The organism is Mycobacterium sp. NGS48, from assembly GCF_059812585.1.
Map to the genome: position 1 here is coordinate 114,437 of NZ_JCALCY010000002.1, position 17,535 is coordinate 131,971.

The window sequence follows — 17,535 nt, forward strand, 5'->3', positions numbered from 1 at the left end:
TGTCACGCGTTTGAAGCCGCCCGTTCAACCCCAGGTCGTACCCTGAGAAATAGCACGGGCCAGCACCCTCGCACCGAAACTGACTTCACCTGAAGGAGACCGTTATGACTACCCGGTTTATGACCGACCCGCACGCCATGCGCGACATGGCCGGCCGTTTTGATGTGCACGCCCAAACCGTCGAAGACGAGGCCCGCAAAATGTGGGCGTCGAGCCAAAACATCGCCGGAGCCGGCTGGAGCGGAACCGCCCAGCTGACCTCTCACGACACCATGGGCCAGATGAACACCGCATTTCGCAACATCGTCAACATGCTCCACGGCGTGCGCGACGGGCTGATCCGCGACGCCAACAACTACGAATCCCAAGAACAAGCGTCCCAGCAGATCCTGAGCAGCTAGGAGAACCCGCCATGACCATCAACTACCAATTCGGTGACGTCGATGCCCACGGCGCGCTGATCCGCGCCCAGGCCGCCTCCCTAGAAGCCGAACACCAGGCCATCGTCCGCGATGTGCTTGCCGCCGGCGACTTTTGGGGCGGCGCGGGCTCGGTGGCCTGCCAGGAGTTCATCACCCAACTGGGCCGCAACTTCCAGGTCATCTACGAACAGGCCAACGCCCACGGCCAAAAAGTCCAAACGGCCGGCAACAACATGGCCTCCACCGACTCGGCCGTCGGCTCCAGCTGGGCCTAACCCACCACACAAACGTGGCCCGCACACCCCCCTCGGTGTGCGGGCCACAACCTTTTCCGGCTACCCCGCCATCGGCGAGTGCGGGACCACGCTGGACCGAAACCCGATGGCCCGGACAGCACCGTCGACCTCACGCCCGGACACCCCCGGCATCACCAGCTTGGGAACGGCAGTCCCGCCCGGCGCTACCGCCGGGGCGGCACCGAGATTGGTGGCCGGCAACGGCATGGCACTGGCCGGGTGGATCGCTCCTAACGGGGCGGACCCGAACCAGTTCTGCGGCACCGACATCCCACTCAGCGAGGCCGCCTGCCCGACGCCCGCTGACGCTCCGGCACCGCCCAAGCCACCGCCTAAGCCACCAAGGCCGTGCAGTGGTCCTAAACTTCCTAGACCTCCGAAGCTCCCCAACGGTCCGAAGCCCCCACCCTCGGTCAGCGTGTCCGCGCCCAGGAAGTCGAGACCCAGGCCGCCGAAATCGACACCTAAGCCGCCGCCGTCCAAGGCGACCAGACCAACCCCGTCCTCCGCAAAGCCGGCCGTGTCCAGAGCCAGGCCAATGCCGCCCGCACCGCCTTCGGCCGGCAGAGCGGCAGGAAGGGCAGCCGCCGTCGCGCCCAGGCCGGCACCCTTGCCGGCGCCCTTGAGGGCCCCTTTGCCCGACGCACCGGTCATTCCCGTGAGCATGCTGGCCGGCGTGGTGGCCGCCGATGTCGCGGCGGACGTCCCGGTGCCCAGCGCCATCTGCGACATTCCCGCCGTGGACGACGTTGACTGCACCGGCTGGGCGAGCCCCTGCAGAGTTTGGGGCACATTCGACAGCGACGACGCCATGGTTTGTGCATGGGTGCCGGCAGATGTGCCGGCGGTATGCGCGACGGCGGCGGTTTGGCCGGCCAGCGCGCTCGGGTTGGTGTTCTGCGGCGGCGGGGTGAACGGTGTCAACGTCGAGGCAGCTCCCGCGCTGCCCGCATAGCCGTACATTGCCGCTGCATCCTGGGCCCACATCTCGCCGTAGTGAGCCTCGGTGGCCATGATCGCCGGGGTGTTCTGGCCCAAAAGGTTGGTGGCGATCAGGGTCATTAGCTGAGTGCGGTTGGCGGCGATCACCGGAGGCGGCACCGTCATCGCAAACGCCGCCTCGTAGGCGCTTGCCGCCGCTTTGGCCTGAGTAGCGGTCTGTTCAGCCTGCGTGGCGGTTGCACTCATCCAGGTCACATACGGTGCGGCCGCGGCCGCCATCGACACCGACGCGGGCCCCTGCCACGGCCCGGCGGTCAACCCCGTGACCACCGATTGATAGGCGGCGGCCGCGGAATGCAGGTCGGCGGCCAGCCCGTCCCAGGCGGCCGACGCGGCCAGCAGCGGCCCCGGGCCCGCGCCGGCGTACATGCGCGCGGAGTTGATTTCCGGCGGCAATGCGCCAAAATCCATCGCCTCTATCCTTTCGTTGCGTTAGCTGGCCTGCTCAAATTCGGGCTGCATTGGCGGCCTCGGTGGCCGCATACGAAGCGGCGCTGGTCTGCAGCGTGGTCACGAACATTTCGTGGACCGCGGCCGCTTGGGCACCGATGGCTTGATAGTTCCCGGCATGCGCGACGAACTGCGCCGCGGTCAGCGCCGACACCACGTCGGCGGCCGCCGGTACGACCGCGCCGGTCGGGCCGGCCGCCGCTGCATTCCCTGCGGCCATCTCCGAACCGATGCCATGCAGGTGGCCGGCCGCGGCTGCCAGCGCCTCCGGGTGCGTGTTGACAAATGGTGCGAAAGACATTGATGTCTCCTAACTTTCTCCAAAACCGAAGCTGGCCACTGCTCGACACTTGCCGTGCACAAACTCCGCGGCGACGGGCAATGGCCGCTCGCGGCCGCCTCAAATCGCGGCGTCAATGTCAAAGCTGTTTGCGCTCAGGCGATTAGAACGGCGCACTGCGCTGTGCGTCATCTCGTGGCTCAACGGCTGTGCACCACGGTATTTTTCGTATAGAAGCCATATCAAGTAGGCTCATGGGATACATAGAAAACGCATATCTGTCACTACAGGCACCCAGCCGGGCAGGTGGCCGCTACATTTGAGAACTCTATGAACTCCGTGACAACCTCATGTGTGCCAGGGAGAATGTAGGAACATGACCGCAATGTCCGGTTACGCACGCGAACAGCGGCCACGCCAGGCCATCCTCGGGCAGCTGCCCCGGATCAACCGGGCCGACGGATCGCCAATCCGGGTTTTGCTGGTCGACGACGAGCCGGCGCTGACCAATCTGGTCAAGATGGCCCTGCATTACGAAGGCTGGGTTGTCGACGTCGCACACAACGGCCGCGAGGCCGTCGCCAAGTTCGACAAGGTCGGCCCGGACGTGTTGGTGCTCGACATCATGCTTCCGGATATGGACGGACTACAGATCCTGCAGCGGGTGCGTGAATCAGACGCCTACACCCCGACGCTGTTCCTGACCGCCCGTGATTCGGTGATGGACCGGGTCACCGGCTTGACCGCTGGCGCCGACGATTACATGACCAAACCGTTCAGCCTCGAGGAGCTCGTCGCCAGGCTGCGCGGACTGCTTCGGCGGTCCAATCACCTGGCCCCGCCGGCCGAGGAGGTCCTGAGCGTCGGTGACCTCACCTTGGACGGCGCCAGCCGTGAGGTCACCCGCGGTGGAACACTGATCTCGCTGACGTCGACCGAGTTCGAACTGCTGCGATTCCTGATGCGCAATCCGCGTCGCGCGTTGACCCGCACCGAAATTCTGGACCGGGTTTGGAACTATGATTTCGCGGGGCGGACCAGCATCGTCGATTTGTACATCTCTTACCTGCGGAAGAAGCTCGACTCCGGCAGAGATCCGATGATCCACACCGTTCGCGGTGTCGGATACATGCTGCGATCGCCGGAATGATCCGACGTCGGGTCAGGCCGTGGTGGCGGACGCGATCCGTGCGCAGGCAGTTAGTGTTGAGCGTATCCGCCGTTGTCTGTGTGGTTTTGGTGGCAGTCGACATTGTCTCGGTGTTGAGCCTGCGCGCATACGTCACGACGATGAACGATGCCGAGGTTGTCGAATCGCTGGACGCACTGAGCCACTCGGTCACCCGCTACCGCAGCGGAGAGGGAGCGCACGGCGGCATACCCATCGAGGCGGCGATGCTGGGTTTCACCGGCCAGACGCCCGAAAATCTGATCGCGATACTGCATGACGGCACGGTGGTCGGCTCTGCCGTCTTCTCCGAAGACGAGCCGCACCCGGCGCCCCCCGACGTAGTTCGCGCCATCGAGTCACATACCTGGGCCGACGGCCCGCCGCGTACCGAACAGCTGGGCAGCTTGGGCTCCTACCGAGTCGACAGCCGCGCCGACGGCCCGGACCGTCTGCTGGTCGGGGTATCGCTGAACCTGGCCAACCGTACGATCGAACGCCGAACGGTTACCGCCACAGCGCTTTTGGCCGGAGCCCTGTTGGTCACAGCGATCCTGACGATTTGGGTGGTCGGCTACGCGCTGCGGCCGCTACGCCGAGTGGCCGCAACTGCCGCCGAGGTCGCGGCCATGCCACTCATCGGCGATGAGCACCGCATCACCACGCGGGTACGCCCCGACGACACCGACCCGAACAACGAAGTCGGCATCGTCGGGCACACATTGAATCGCCTGCTGGACAACGTCGATGGCGCATTGGCCCACCGCGTCGAATCCGACCGCCGGATGCGGCAGTTCATCACCGACGCCAGCCACGAACTGCGCACCCCGTTGGCGGCGATTCAGGGCTACGCCGAACTCACCCGCCAGGACAGCTCGGCATTGCCGCCGACCACTGAGTATGCGCTGGCCCGTATCGAGTCCGAGGCACTGCGGATGACATCGCTTGTCGACGAGTTGCTACTGCTGTCCCGGTTGGGCGAAGGCGAGGACCTGGACACCGAAGAGGTCGATCTGGGCGACGTCGTCATCAACGCGGTGAACGACTCGGCAGTGGCGGCGCCGACCCACCGTTGGGTCAAAGACTTACCCGAGGAACCGGTATGGGTGCGCGGAGACCGCCACCGTCTGCACCAACTGGTGAGCAACCTGCTGAGTAACGCGCACGTGCACACACCAGCCGGAGTCACCGTGACGACAGCGATTGCACGCCATCCCTCGGCCGCGGACGGGCCCTACGCCGAGTTGACCGTCACCGACAACGGGCCCGATATCGAGCCCGCTCTGCTGCCGCACCTGTTCGAGCGGTTCGTGCGCGGCGACGCGTCGCGGTCCAACGGGTCCGGCAACGGATTGGGACTGCCGATCGTCGCATCGATCGTCAAGGCGCACCATGGAACTGTCACCGCCGAATCCGCAGACGGTCAAACAGTCTTCCGAATCCGGCTTCCGATGAGCGCGCCGCCGACCGGTTAGCGCGCGGCACCGTAAACGTCACGGTTGCACCCGTAAAGAAAGCGTCAACGACACCGTCGCTCGATGCGGCGCGGCGTTAGCGTCATTGCAGCCCTGGTCACCGAGGGTGAATTGATGCTGGGTGAACGGAGACGACATGTCTGTTGTGCTCTACCTGCTGTTGAGCGCCACGGTGTTCGCCCTACTCGGCCTGGTCGTGAAGCTGGTCGACGGCCGATGAGCTTCGCCAACGCTGTCGGCCTGGTGCTTGCCGTGCTCGTTGCGGCTTTCCTCGTTGCGGCCCTGGCCTTTCCGGAGAAGTTCTAGTGAATAGCGCAACGGCCGGCCTGCTGTTCCTCGCGCTGCTGATCATGGCGCTGGTCGCAGTCCACCTGCCGCTCGGCGACTACATGTATCGGGTCTACAGCTCCGAGAGCCATTCGCGTGCAGAACGGTTCGTCTACCGGGTGATCGGCGCCGACCCGACCACCGAACAAGGCTGGGCGACCTATGCCCGTAGCCTGCTGGCATTCTCGGCTGTCAGCCTCGGGTTCCTTTTCATCCTCCAACTCGTCCAAGGCAAGCTCCCGCTACATCTTCTCAACACGGCGACAACCATGACTCCGGCGCTGGCGTGGAACACCGCAGTAAGTTTCGTCACCAACACGAACTGGCAGGCCTATGCGGGCGAATCAACGCAGGGGCATCTGGTGCAGATGTCCGGTCTGGCGGTTCAGAACTTTGTGTCGGCTGCGGTCGGTATGGCGGTCGCCATCGCGTTCGTTCGCGGCTTTGCTCGACGGAACGCCGCTGAACTCGGCAATTTTTGGGTGGATCTGGTGCGCGGCACGCTGCGCATCCTGTTGCCGATCGCAATCATTGGCGCGGTAGTACTCGTCGCGGGCGGCGTCGTGCAGAACTTCCATCTGCACGACCAGGTGGTCGCCACGCTGGCCGGATCGCCGCAGACCATCACCGGCGGCCCGGTGGCCAGTCAAGAGGTGATCAAGGCACTCGGCACCAACGGCGGCGGCTTCTACAACGCCAACTCGTCGCATCCCTTCGAGAATCCGACCACCTGGACGAACTGGGTCGAAATCTGTCTGCTGTCGATGATCAGCTTCTCGTTGCCACGCACCTTCGGCCGCCTGGTCGGCAACACCAAGCAGGGCTACGCGATCGCCGCGGTCATGGCGATCATCGCCGGGGCCAGCCTCACCCTGGCGATGCTGTTGCAGCTGCAACACCACGGCACCGTCCCCACCGCAGTGGGTGCCGCGACAGAAGGTGTCGAGCAGCGTTTCGGCGTCGCCGACTCCGCGGTGTACGCCGGCACGACCACCCTGACATCGACTGGCGCGGTCGATTCCGCGCACGACTCTTACACCAGCCTGGGTGGGATGGTGCCGCTGTTCAACATGCAGTTGGGTGAGGTGGCGCCCGGCGGCGTCGGCTCCGGCCTGTACGGAATGCTCATCCTGGCCGTGATCACGGTGTTCGTCGCCGGACTGATGGTCGGGCGAACTCCGGAATACTTGGGCAAGAAGATCACGCCGCGCGAGATCAAGCTTGCAGCAGGCTATTTCCTGATTACTCCGCTGATCGTGCTGCTCGGCACCGCGATCGCGCTAACCCTGCCCGGCCAGCGCGCCGGCATGGCGAACACCGAACCGCACGGCCTTTCGGAAGTGCTGTATGCGTTCACCTCGGCGGCGAACAACAACGGTTCGGCGTTCGCCGGACTCGCTGCCGACACCGTCTGGTACAACACCACACTCGGTCTGGCGATGCTTATCGGACGGTTCCTGCCGATGATTGTGGTGCTTGCGCTGGCCGGTTCGCTGGCTCGTCAGGGCACCACGCCGGCGTCGATCGGCACCCTGCCCACCCACAAACCGCAATTCGTCGGACTGGTCGTCGGTGTGACGATCATCCTGGTCGCGCTGACCTTTCTGCCAGCACTGGCCGTTGGCCCCCTTGCCGAAGGGCTGCACTGAAATGCGCAGTCCGACAAGAAATTCAGCGGGCGGGCTGCTCGACCCGCAGATGCTGCTGAAGTCGCTACCCGGCGCGCTACGCAAACTCGATCCTCGCACGCTGTGGCGCAACCCCGTGATGTTCGTCGTGGAGATCGGCGCCGTGTGGTCAACGGTGCTGGCGATCGGCGAGCCGAGCTGGTTCGGCTGGCTGGTGGTGGTCTGGTTGTGGCTGACGGTGGTATTCGCCAACCTGGCCGAGGCGGTGGCCGAAGGGCGCGGCAAGGCGCAGGCCGACACGTTACGCAAGTCAAGAGCCGGAACCCAGGCGCGCCGGCTGGTCGACTGGTCACCGGCCGCCGGCGGTATCGAAGAGCAGATTCCCGCGGTGCTGCTGCAACAGGGCGACGTCGTCGTCGTCGAAGCCGGCCAGGTTATCCCCGGCGATGGTGACGTCGTGGAAGGCATTGCGTCGGTGGACGAGTCGGCCATCACCGGCGAATCGGCGCCGGTGATCCGTGAGTCCGGTGGAGATCGCTCCGCGGTGACCGCCGGGACCACCGTGCTCTCCGACCGCATCGTCGTCAAGGTCACTCAACAGCCCGGTCACAGCTTCGTGGACAGGATGATCGCGCTGGTGGAAGGCGCCAACCGGCAAAAGACACCCAGTGAGATCGCGTTGAACATCCTGCTCGCCGCCGTCACGATCATCTTCGTGTTCGCGGTGGCCACCCTGCAGCCGCTGGCGATCTATTCGAAGACCAATAACCCCGGAGTGTCGGATACCGCTGCCCTCGACGAAAATGGCATCACCGGAATCGTTTTAGTGGCGCTGCTGGTGTGTCTGATCCCCACCACGATCGGTGCGTTGCTGTCGGCCATCGGCATCGCCGGGATGGACCGGTTGGTGCAGCGCAACGTGCTGGCGATGTCCGGGCGCGCGGTCGAGGCAGCCGGCGACGTCAACACCTTGCTATTGGACAAGACCGGAACGATCACGCTCGGCAACCGAGAGGCCTCGGAGTTCATCCCGGTCGACGGTGTGACCTTCGAGGAACTTGCCGACGCCGCTCAGTTGGCCAGCCTGGCTGACGAAACCCCGGAGGGCCGCTCGATCGTCGTCTACGCCAAAGATGCCTACGGGCTGCGGGCACGGTTGCCCGGTGAGCTCGATAACGCCAACTGGGTGGAATTCACCGCGGTGACGCGGATGTCGGGCGTCGACACCAACGGACGGCAGCTGCGCAAGGGTGCGGCCAGTTCCGTCGCGGAATGGGTGCGTGGTCATGGCGGCACGGTTTCGGCGCACGTCGGGCAGGTCGTCGACGGCATCTCGGCTGCCGGCGGAACCCCGCTGGTGGTGGGCCAGGTAGGCGGCGCCACCGCGCGGGTGCTTGGCGTCATTTACCTCAAAGACGTGGTGAAGCAGGGCATGCGCGACCGGTTCGACGCGATGCGCCGAATGGGCATTCGCACCGTGATGATCACCGGCGACAATCCATTGACCGCCAGGGCGATTGCTGACGAAGCCGGCGTCGACGACTTTCTGGCCGAGGCCACACCGGAAGACAAGCTGGTACTGATCAAGAGTGAGCAGCAAGGCGGCCGACTGGTTGCGATGACCGGCGACGGCACCAACGACGCTCCGGCGTTGGCCCAGGCCGACGTCGGGGTGGCGATGAACACCGGCACCAGTGCGGCCAAAGAAGCCGGCAACATGGTGGACCTGGACTCAGACCCCACCAAGCTGATCGAGATCGTCGAGATCGGCAAGCAATTGCTCATCACCCGCGGTGCGCTCACCACGTTTTCGATCGCCAACGACATCGCCAAGTATTTCGCGGTCATCCCGGCGCTGTTTGTGGTGCTCTTCCCCGGCCTGGACCTGCTCAACGTGATGCGGTTGCACAGCGCGGAGTCGGCGATCCTCTCGGCGGTGATCTTCAACGCGCTGGTGATCGTCGGCCTGATTCCGCTGGCGCTACGCGGAGTGCGATATACCCCGAGCCATGCATCAAAACTGTTGAGCCGCAACCTCGCAATCTACGGGCTGGGCGGAATTGTGACCCCGTTCATCGGTATCAAGATCATCGACCTGGTGGTTCGACTGCTTCCCGGGATGACCTGACAATGAGCAATTCGACCGTGGTTCGCCAGCATTGGGCAGCGCTGCGAGCGCTGCTCGTCTTCACCGTGATCCTGGGAATCGGCTACCCGCTGTTCGTTTGGCTGGTCGCGCAGTGTCCCGGTCTGCGCCCGCAGGCAGAGGGCTCGATCATCCGGATCGACGGAAAGCCGATTGGCAGCGCGCTGATCGGCCAGTCGTTCACCGACGCCGCCGGTCGGCCGCTGCCACAGTACTTTCAGTCGCGGCCTTCGGCGGCCGGTGACGATTACGACACGTTGAACAGCGGTGCAAGCAATCTGGGACCCGAAGACGTGGTGGATACGCCGACGCGGCCGAGCCTGCTCACCGTGGTGTGCTCACGCAGCAAGGCAATCGGTGATCAGGACGCGGTGGACGGATCGCGCCCGTTCTGCACGGCCGGCGGTGTCGGCGCCGTCCTGTCGGTGGTCGGTCCACGCAATGCGCGGGGCAATGTCATCCGGCCCACCCGAGTTGTCAGCGTCAACGAACCGTGCACAACCGTGACCCGTCCATTCGTGACCAGCTACGCCGGGGTGCCCGTGCAGTGCGCACAGGCCGGGCAGGACTACTCGGCCGGCCAGATTGTGCCGGTCCGTGGTGTCGCACCCGGCGATCCGCGAGTGCCCGCCGACGCGGTCACCGCAAGTGGCAGCGGTCTGGACCCGGACATCTCGCCGGCCTACGCCGAGATTCAAATCGCTCGGGTGGCTGCGGCTCGGCGTGTCGCCCCGGACCGAATCCGCGATGTGGTTCGGGCCAACAGCAGCGGCCGCGATCTCGGCATATTCGGTGAGCCCCGGGTCAACGTGCTGCGACTCAACCTCGCACTGGACCGGTCGTACCCCGGTCCTGGTGGATGATGGTTGGGTGAGTGTCGAGCACCGTCGCAAACGCGGGGAGCTGCGCATCTATCTCGGCGCGGCCCCGGGTGTCGGTAAGACGTATGCGATGCTCGGCGAAGCGCACCGGCGCCTGGAACGCGGCACCGACCTGGTGGGGGCAGTGGTCGAGGCGCACGGCCGCCGAAAAACCGCGGAACTGATCGCGGGGATCGAGATGATCCCGCCCCGTTTCCTCGACTACCGCGGCAAGCGCTTTCCCGAACTCGACGTACCGGCGGTGCTGGCCAGACAGCCGGAGGTGGTCCTGGTCGACGAGCTCGCGCATACCAACGCGCCCGGCAGCAAGAACCTTAAGCGATGGCAGGATGTCGAAGAGCTGCTCGATGCCGGCATCACCGTGATCTCCACGGTCAACATTCAGCATCTGGAAAGCCTCAACGATGTCGTCGCCCAGATCACCGGAATCGTCCAGCAGGAAACGATACCGGATTCGGTGGTGCGGCAAGCCTCCCAGGTCGAATTGATCGACGTCGCACCAGAAGCACTGCGGCGCAGGCTATCTCATGGAAATGTGTATGCTCCGGAGAAGGTCGACGCGGCGCTGTCCAACTACTTCCGCAGCGGAAACCTCACCGCGCTGCGAGAGCTGGCGTTACTGTGGCTGGCCGACCAAGTCGATGCGGCGTTGACCAAATACCGTGCGGACAAAAGGATCACCGATACCTGGGAGGCGCGTGAACGCGTGGTCGTCGCGGTCACCGGCGGACCCGAATCGGAAACATTGGTCCGGCGGGCATCGCGGATAGCAACGAAGTCCACCGCCGAGCTGCTGGTGGTCCACGTCTTGCGCGGCGACGGGCTCTCCGGCGCGTCGGCCCCGCGGATCAGCAAGATCCGTGAACTGGCCATCAGCCTCGACGCGTCGATGCACATCGTCGCCGGTGACGACGTGCCCACCGCGCTCCTGGATTTCGCCCGCCAGCTCAACGCCACTCAGCTGGTGATCGGGACGTCGCGCCGCTCGCGCTGGGCGCGCATCGTCGAAGAGGGCATCGGCGCCAGGGTGATCCAGCTGTCGGACAAGATCGACGTGCACATCGTCACCCACGAGGAGTCCAAACTCGGCATTCGACGGGCGGCGGTCTCCCCTCGGCAGCGACGAGCCGCATCATGGCTGGCGGCGATCGTTGTGCCGTCGGCGATTTGCGCGGTCACCGTGGCCTGGCTGGACCCCTTCCTGGGCACCAGCGGGGAAAGCGCGATGTTCTTCGTCGGCGTGCTGGTAGTGGCCCTGTTGGGCGGGGTCGCCCCGGCTGCGCTTTCTGCGGTGCTGTCGGGTCTGCTGTTGAACTACTACCTGACGACGCCGCGGCACAGCTTCACCATCGCCGAACCCGACGCGGCCGTAACCGAGTTGGTTCTGCTGGTTATCGCCGTTGCGATCGCGGTTCTGGTCGACGGCGCGGCCAAACGGGCCCGCGAAGCCGGCCGCGCATCCCAGGAGGCAGAGCTGCTGACGCTGTTCGCGGGATCGGTGCTGGGCGGCGCCGACCTGGAAACACTTCTCGAACGGGTACGGGAAACCTACTCACAGCGCGCCGTGAGCATGGTACGAACCGACAGCAGCGTCATTGCCTCGGTGGGTATGAACCCGTGTAGCACAGCGGATTCCGCCGACACTGCAATCGAGGTCGGCGACAACGAATTCTGGATGCTGATGGCCGGCAGGAAGCTGGCCGCCCGCGACCGCCGGGTGCTTTCGGCGGTGGCCACACAGGCCGCGGGCCTGATACGGCAGCGCGAATTGACGTTGGAGGCCGGCCGGGCCGCGGCGATCGAGCAAGCAGATGAGTTGCGGAGATCGCTGTTGTCGGCGGTCAGCCACGACCTGCGCACTCCGCTGGCAGGGGCCAAGGCCGCGGTGTCGAGCCTGCGCGCCGGTGATGTCGACTTCTCTCCCGAGGACACCGCCGAATTACTGGCCACCATCGAGGAATCGATCGACCAGCTCACCGCATTGGTGGGCAACCTGCTCGACTCGTCGCGGTTGGCCGCCGGGGTGATTCGGCCTGAGTTGCGCCGGGTGTATCTGGAGGAAACCGTGCAACGGGCGCTGGTCGGTATCGGCACGGGCGCTACCGGGTTCCTGCGGTCCGGCATCGACCGCGTCAAAGTCGACGTCGGCGGCACACAGGTGATGGCCGATGCCGGGCTGCTGGAGCGGGTGCTGGCCAACCTGATCGACAACGCGCTGCGCTACGCGCCCAATTGCGTCGTGCGCGTCAATGCCGGCCAGGTGGGCCAGCGCGTGTTGATCAATGTCATCGACGAGGGGCCGGGCGTCCCGGCGGGCAGCGGGGAAGGCCTTTTTGCGGCGTTTCAGCGGTTGGGCGATCACGACAACACCACCGGCGTCGGGCTGGGGTTGTCGGTGGCGCGCGGTTTCGTCGAGGCGATGGGTGGCACCATCCAAGCGACCGACACTCCGGGCGGTGGCCTGACCGTCGTCGTGGAACTGGCGGCACCCGGAGAGCGGCGCCAGTGACTCGAGTACTGGTGATCGACGACGAGCCGCACATCCTGCGCGCGCTGAAGATCAACTTGTCGGTTCGGGGTTATGAGGTGATCACCGCCTCCACCGGTGCCGGCGCGTTGCGCGCGGCCGCCGAACACCGTCCCGAAGTGGTGATCCTGGATCTGGGCCTGCCGGACATCTCGGGCATCGAGGTGCTGGCCGGACTGCGGGGCTGGCTCAGCGCCCCGGTCATCGTGCTCTCCGCGCGCACCGATTCGTCGGACAAGGTCGAGGCGCTGGACGCCGGCGCCGACGATTACGTCACCAAACCGTTCGGGATGGACGAGTTCCTCGCCCGGCTGCGCGCCGCGGTGCGCCGCAACGCCGCCGCGTCCGAAACCGATCAGCCGGTCATCGAAACTACGGCGTTCACTGTCGATTTGGCGGCGAAGAAGGTCATCAAGAACGGCACTGAAGTGCACCTGACGCCGACCGAATGGGGCATGCTCGAGGTGCTGGTCCGCAACCGGGGCAAGCTGGTCGGCCGCGAAGAACTCCTCAAAGAGGTATGGGGCCCGGCATACGCTACCGAAACACATTACCTGCGTGTCTATCTGGCGCAGCTGCGGCGAAAACTCGAGGACGACCCGTCCAGACCGCAGCACCTGCTGACTGAACCCGGCATGGGCTATCGCTTCGAGGCGTGAACTTCGGCGGACGGCCCAACGTCGAGTTGTTGGGCCGACGCGCGGCGTCGACGTTCACCGTCAACACAGTGAGAGCGCGATGCCGTCCAAGATGTCGTGTTCGCTGACGACCAACTCCTGTATGCCGGCGCGTTCGCGCAACGCCAATGCCAACTCCTCCACCACGATCGCACCGGCACCGATCACGTCGGCGCGGCCCGCGTGCATCGGCCCCAGCGCCGCGCGCTGCGCGCGCGTCATGCCGATCAGCCCATCGCATACCTGCAATAGCCGCCCGATGCCGACGCGCGAAAGATGAATGGCCGCAGCGTCATACACCGTCATATCCTGGGCCAAGGCCGCCAGTGTCGTCATCGTTCCGGCCACCCCCACCCAGGTATGGGCGCGCTGCACGGGGACGGCGCGTAGCGCCTCGTCGAGCCGGTCACGGACCAGCTCGCGGGCAGCCGCCACCTCGTCCGGAGTGGGCGGGTCCGAGTGCAGACAGCGCTCGGTGACCCGCACGCAGCCGATGTCGGCCGAGAAGCTGGCCACCACGGCATCGTCTCCGAGCACGATCTCGGTCGAGCCGCCCCCTAAGTCGACCACCACGAAAGGTGCTTCGGCAGGGTTCAATTCGTCGACCGCACCGGTGAACGACAACTCGGCTTCTTCTGCGCCGGTGACCACTTCGGCCCTCACCCCGAGCACGTCGGTCGTCATCGCGAAGAAGATGTCGCGATTGGCGACGTCCCGGGCCGCCGAGGTGGCCACCATCCGGATGCGGTCGACATCGCGGGCAGCGCACAATGCGGCATAGTCGACAAGCGCGGCGCGGGTGCGCGCCAACGCATCCGGCGCGAATTCACCTGTCGCGTCGACACCTTGCCCCAACCGCACAATGCGCATTTCGCGGTGCACGTCGCGCAGATGACCGTCGACCGGATCGGCGATCAGCAGACGAATCGAGTTGGTACCGCAGTCGATTGCCGCGACGCGCGTCACGTCCACTGCTCCTTGTCGAGAATCCCGGCCATCGCCGGCTCGGCGGCCAGCACCCCCAGTGCCTGATCGCCCAACGGGTTCAGTCCGCGGCCTTTGGCCAGTGCGTGCGCGATCAACACATGCAGGCATTTGACCCGGTCGGGCATACCGCCGCCGGAGAACGTGGTGCCCAACGGCTCGATCGCATCCCGCTCCGCTAGATAGGACTGGTGTGCGCGCCGGTAGGCGGCGGCCAAATCGGGGTCATGGTTGAGCCGTTCGGTCATCTCACGCATCATTCCTGACGACTCCAGCCGGCTCGCAGCAGCGGTCAGCACCGGATGCGTCAAGTAGTACAACGTCGGAAACGGCGTCCCATCCGGCAGTTTCGGTGCTGTTTTCACGACGGCGGGCTCACCGTTGGGACAGCGATAAGCGACCTCGAGCACCCCGCGCGGCTGACGACCGAGTTGCCGCGCCACCGCGTCGAGGTCCGCGCGCTCAACCACCGGCCGGCGCGGGTTCCGGCGGCGCGGGTGGCGCCGGCGTCGGCGGTCCGTGCGGAGTGTCGGCGATGGTATGCCACAGCGACGTGTACCAGGGTCCGTTGCTCGTCGGGGCCGCGGCCTCCGACCCCGGTTCGGTGGGAAGCGTCGCCGACGGGGGAAGCTGCACCTGATAGGGGACCTCTCCGGGCATCACGAACCCCAGCCGCTCGCGCGCCTGCGCCGCGATGTAGGCCGGATCAGCCAGCTTGCCTTTCTGCTCCTCGAGCGTGGCGATTTGGCGGCGTAACGCGGCTTCGGATGCGGCCAGCTGTTTCATCTCGGTACGTTGCGCGAAATAGGTGCGCACCGGGCCGGCGATGGTCAACGTCAGTACACAGACCACGGCGGCCAAGATCGCCGCCCGCCGCGCGGTCAGGCCCAGCCGCTGCTCGGACCGTTGCTCGGCCGAGGCGACGATGGCGCGCCTGATCGGTTCGACCGGCTCAGGTTGCGCACGTGACCCGTTCGACGCCCGGCGGCCCGTCGCCGACTTGCGGGGGCGGCCCGGAGCCGAATCGCCGGCCCGTCCCGGCCGCGGCGCTCGGGAGCGCCGCTTGGGATCGGGCCGTTTCGCGTCGGGCATCGTGATCGGCTATCTGGCGTCCAGCACGTATCGCGGGAAGGCGAGATCACCGGCGTAACGGGCTGCGTCGCCGAGCGCTTCTTCGATCCGCAGCAGTTGGTTGTACTTGGCGACGCGCTCGCTGCGCGCGGGTGCCCCGGTCTTGATCTGGCCGCAACTCGAGGCGACCGCCAGATCGGCGATCGTGGTGTCCTCGGTCTCGCCGCTGCGATGGCTCATCATGGTGCGGTAGCCACTGTGGTGGGCCAGCGCCACCGCATCCAGTGTCTCGGTCAGCGTCCCAATTTGGTTGACCTTGACCAGCAACGCATTCGCCGCGCCCCGCTCGATTCCCTCTTCGAGCCGTTCGGGATTGGTGACGAAGAGATCGTCGCCCACGATTTGCACCCGGTCACCGATGGCTGTGGTCAGCGAAACCCAACCGTCCCAATCGTCTTCGGAGAGCGGATCTTCAATCGACACAAGCGGGTACGAGTCAAGCAGCTCAGCGTAGAACTGAGCCATCTCATCGGCGCTGCGGGTGTTGTTCTCGAACGCATAGCCGCTGCCGTCGGTGTAGAACTCGGTAGCCGCTGCGTCGAGGGCCAACGCCACGTCGGAGCCGAGCCTGAAGCCGGCGGATTCGATGGCCAGGCCGATGACATCGAGCGCGGCCTTGGTGCCCGGTACATCCGGAGCGAAGCCGCCCTCGTCGCCCAACCCGGTACTCAGGCCCTGCTTCTTCAACTCGGCCTTGAGGGCGTGGTAGATCTCTGCGCCCCAGCGCAGCGCCTCGGAGAAACTCGCGGCGCCGATGGGCGCCACCATGAACTCCTGTATATCCACACCGGTGTCCGCGTGCGCCCCGCCGTTGAGGATGTTCATCATCGGCACCGGCAGGATGTGGGCGTTGGGACCGCCGACGTACCGGAACAGCGGTAGCTCGGCGGAATCGGCGGCGGCCTTGGCCACGGCCAGCGACACGCCGAGGATCGAGTTTGCGCCCAACCGCGACTTGTCCGGGGTGCCGTCGAGGTCCACCAGCGCCTGGTCAACCAGTCGCTGATCGTCGGCGTTCAGACCGATGACAGCCGGAGCGATTTCGTCGAGGACGGCCTGCACGGCCTTCTTCACACCTTTGCCGCCGTACCGGTCGCCGCCGTCACGCAGCTCGACGGCCTCGTGTTCTCCGGTGGACGCACCAGAGGGCACCGCTGCCCGCGCAAATGTCCCGTCGATGAGCGCAACCTCGACCTCGACAGTTGGGTTGCCGCGCGAATCGAGGATCTCGCGGGCCCCGACCTGCTCAATAATGGGCACTGGGTTCTCCTTGCTGATAAAGGCGACAGACCGGGTCTAAGCCTAGAGCGTGGCGGCGACCCGCTGCACTCGGCTACGCCGAGTTTGCGATCGCCGCGAGGCGTAGCTGAGCCTGGCTCAGAGCGGGTGACCTGCCGCATAGGCGGTGGCCCAGTCGCGCACCGCGCGCGCATACGGATCGGAATCGTTGTAGGCCCGCAGTGCGGTGATCCACCCCCGGGGTGTAGCGAGATCCTTTCCACGCCAGCATAAGTAGCCGGCGGCCGACAGCGCGGCGTCGTCGATGTTGTCGACGCTGACGATTCCGTCGTTGTTGGCGTCCACCCCGTAGAGGCGCCACGTCTCCGGAATGAACTGCATTGGGCCCATCGCCCGCACCACACCGTCGTCGTCGGCTAGATTCCCCGCCTCGCTGTCGACGATGTGCAGAGTGCCGCCGCTGCCGTCGAGGCGCACACCGCGAATCGGTGGGTGCACATCGCCGTTGGGCGCCACCCGCGCGCGCCGGTAGGTGCCGTGATGGCTCTCGATTTCACCGATCCCGGCCAACGTGGTCCACGACAGATGGCATTTGGGGTTTTCCACCTCCGCGACCCGCGCCGCATAGGCGTACGCCTCCAGCGCGATCACCGGAATGTCGAGCTTCGGAGCCCGCTCGGCCGCCCAGTCGTAGAGCTGGTCGGCGGGCCGCCCCTTGGCGTGAGTGTCGACCGATGGCACCGGGTCCCCGGCCGGGGGCGGCACGCCCTTGGGGATGGGCGTGCCCAGCTGCCAGGTGCAGCTGGAGGCCAGGAGCAGAGCGGTCGCCCCCACGACAGCGACCGCCCGTAGCCAACGCACCGGCGACACAGCACTCCCCTAACACCGTCTTTCCCAGCCAT

Annotated in this window: 17 protein-coding genes; 10 read left to right on the forward strand and 7 right to left on the reverse strand. The window is 65.9% G+C overall.

Translation table 11 applies throughout. The features are described from left to right. The first annotated feature begins 104 nt into the window (after window positions 1–104). On the forward strand, window positions 105–401 hold the full coding sequence (locus AC5Y42_RS04215) for a WXG100 family type VII secretion target (protein ID WP_499886717.1): 297 nt from the start codon (window positions 105–107) through the stop codon (window positions 399–401). 11 nt (window positions 402–412) lie between these two features. Then, window positions 413–697 (forward strand): WXG100 family type VII secretion target, encoded by a 285-nt coding sequence (locus AC5Y42_RS04220; protein WP_065012885.1) that lies wholly within the window; start codon window positions 413–415, stop codon window positions 695–697. Between the two features lie 60 nt (window positions 698–757). Here AC5Y42_RS04220 and AC5Y42_RS04225 read toward each other — a convergent pair whose 3' ends face one another. Continuing rightward, window positions 758–2,131 carry a PPE family protein gene (locus tag AC5Y42_RS04225; protein ID WP_499896052.1) on the reverse strand — a complete coding sequence of 458 codons (1,374 nt, stop codon included), beginning with the start codon at window positions 2,129–2,131 and terminating at the stop codon, window positions 758–760. Window positions 2,132–2,165: 34 nt separating this feature from the next. Continuing rightward, window positions 2,166–2,471, reverse strand: coding sequence for a PE family protein (locus AC5Y42_RS04230; RefSeq protein ID WP_499896054.1), 306 nt, complete (start codon window positions 2,469–2,471; stop codon window positions 2,166–2,168). 355 nt (window positions 2,472–2,826) lie between these two features. On the opposite strand from AC5Y42_RS04230, the gene AC5Y42_RS04235 reads away from it, so the two are divergent. From AC5Y42_RS04235 to AC5Y42_RS04270, 8 genes are all read left to right on the forward strand, one after another. Then, window positions 2,827–3,600 (forward strand): response regulator transcription factor, encoded by a 774-nt coding sequence (locus tag AC5Y42_RS04235; protein ID WP_499896056.1) that lies wholly within the window; start codon window positions 2,827–2,829, stop codon window positions 3,598–3,600. After that, window positions 3,597–5,093, forward strand: a complete 1,497-nt coding sequence (locus AC5Y42_RS04240) for a sensor histidine kinase (protein WP_499896057.1) — start codon at window positions 3,597–3,599, stop codon at window positions 5,091–5,093. Before AC5Y42_RS04235 ends, AC5Y42_RS04240 begins: the two co-directional genes overlap by 4 nt. 216 nt (window positions 5,094–5,309) lie before the next feature. After that, window positions 5,310–5,399, forward strand: a complete 90-nt coding sequence (locus AC5Y42_RS04245) for a potassium-transporting ATPase subunit F (protein WP_499896058.1) — start codon at window positions 5,310–5,312, stop codon at window positions 5,397–5,399. Beyond that, window positions 5,399–7,069 carry a potassium-transporting ATPase subunit KdpA gene (gene kdpA / locus AC5Y42_RS04250; RefSeq protein WP_499896060.1) on the forward strand — a complete coding sequence of 557 codons (1,671 nt, stop codon included), beginning with the start codon at window positions 5,399–5,401 and terminating at the stop codon, window positions 7,067–7,069. The genes AC5Y42_RS04245 and kdpA overlap by 1 nt, the downstream gene beginning before the upstream one ends. A gap of 1 nt (window position 7,070) precedes the next feature. Next, on the forward strand, window positions 7,071–9,176 hold the full coding sequence (gene kdpB, locus AC5Y42_RS04255; protein WP_499896061.1) for a potassium-transporting ATPase subunit KdpB: 2,106 nt from the start codon (window positions 7,071–7,073) through the stop codon (window positions 9,174–9,176). A gap of 2 nt (window positions 9,177–9,178) precedes the next feature. Further along, window positions 9,179–10,057, forward strand: a complete 879-nt coding sequence (locus AC5Y42_RS04260) for a potassium-transporting ATPase subunit C (protein WP_499896062.1) — start codon at window positions 9,179–9,181, stop codon at window positions 10,055–10,057. Continuing rightward, window positions 10,047–12,584 (forward strand): DUF4118 domain-containing protein, encoded by a 2,538-nt coding sequence (locus AC5Y42_RS04265; RefSeq protein WP_499896744.1) that lies wholly within the window; start codon window positions 10,047–10,049, stop codon window positions 12,582–12,584. Before AC5Y42_RS04260 ends, AC5Y42_RS04265 begins: the two co-directional genes overlap by 11 nt. Then, the gene (locus AC5Y42_RS04270) at window positions 12,581–13,261 is read left to right on the forward strand and encodes a response regulator (RefSeq protein WP_499896063.1); all 681 of its coding nucleotides are present in this window, start codon (window positions 12,581–12,583) and stop codon (window positions 13,259–13,261) included. Before AC5Y42_RS04265 ends, AC5Y42_RS04270 begins: the two co-directional genes overlap by 4 nt. Before the next feature lie 60 nt (window positions 13,262–13,321). Here the strand turns inward: AC5Y42_RS04270 and AC5Y42_RS04275 are convergent, their stop codons facing one another. The 5 genes from AC5Y42_RS04275 to AC5Y42_RS04295 all read right to left on the reverse strand — a co-directional run bounded on the left by AC5Y42_RS04275 (window position 13,322) and on the right by AC5Y42_RS04295 (window position 17,503). Then, window positions 13,322–14,251 carry a Ppx/GppA phosphatase family protein gene (locus AC5Y42_RS04275; RefSeq protein WP_499896065.1) on the reverse strand — a complete coding sequence of 310 codons (930 nt, stop codon included), beginning with the start codon at window positions 14,249–14,251 and terminating at the stop codon, window positions 13,322–13,324. Next, the gene (locus AC5Y42_RS04280; RefSeq protein WP_499896066.1) at window positions 14,242–14,733 is read right to left on the reverse strand and encodes a DUF501 domain-containing protein; all 492 of its coding nucleotides are present in this window, start codon (window positions 14,731–14,733) and stop codon (window positions 14,242–14,244) included. Before AC5Y42_RS04280 ends, AC5Y42_RS04275 begins: the two co-directional genes overlap by 10 nt. Then, complete coding sequence (locus AC5Y42_RS04285) at window positions 14,726–15,355, reverse strand: FtsB family cell division protein (protein WP_499896068.1); 630 nt, start codon at window positions 15,353–15,355, stop codon at window positions 14,726–14,728. Before AC5Y42_RS04285 ends, AC5Y42_RS04280 begins: the two co-directional genes overlap by 8 nt. 9 nt (window positions 15,356–15,364) lie before the next feature. Beyond that, a complete protein-coding gene (gene eno / locus AC5Y42_RS04290; protein ID WP_499896070.1) occupies window positions 15,365–16,654 on the reverse strand; it encodes a phosphopyruvate hydratase in 1,290 nt (429 codons plus the stop codon). Window positions 16,655–16,771: 117 nt separating this feature from the next. Beyond that, window positions 16,772–17,503, reverse strand: a complete 732-nt coding sequence (locus tag AC5Y42_RS04295; RefSeq protein WP_499896071.1) for a lytic transglycosylase domain-containing protein — start codon at window positions 17,501–17,503, stop codon at window positions 16,772–16,774. Window positions 17,504–17,535 lie beyond the last annotated feature (32 nt).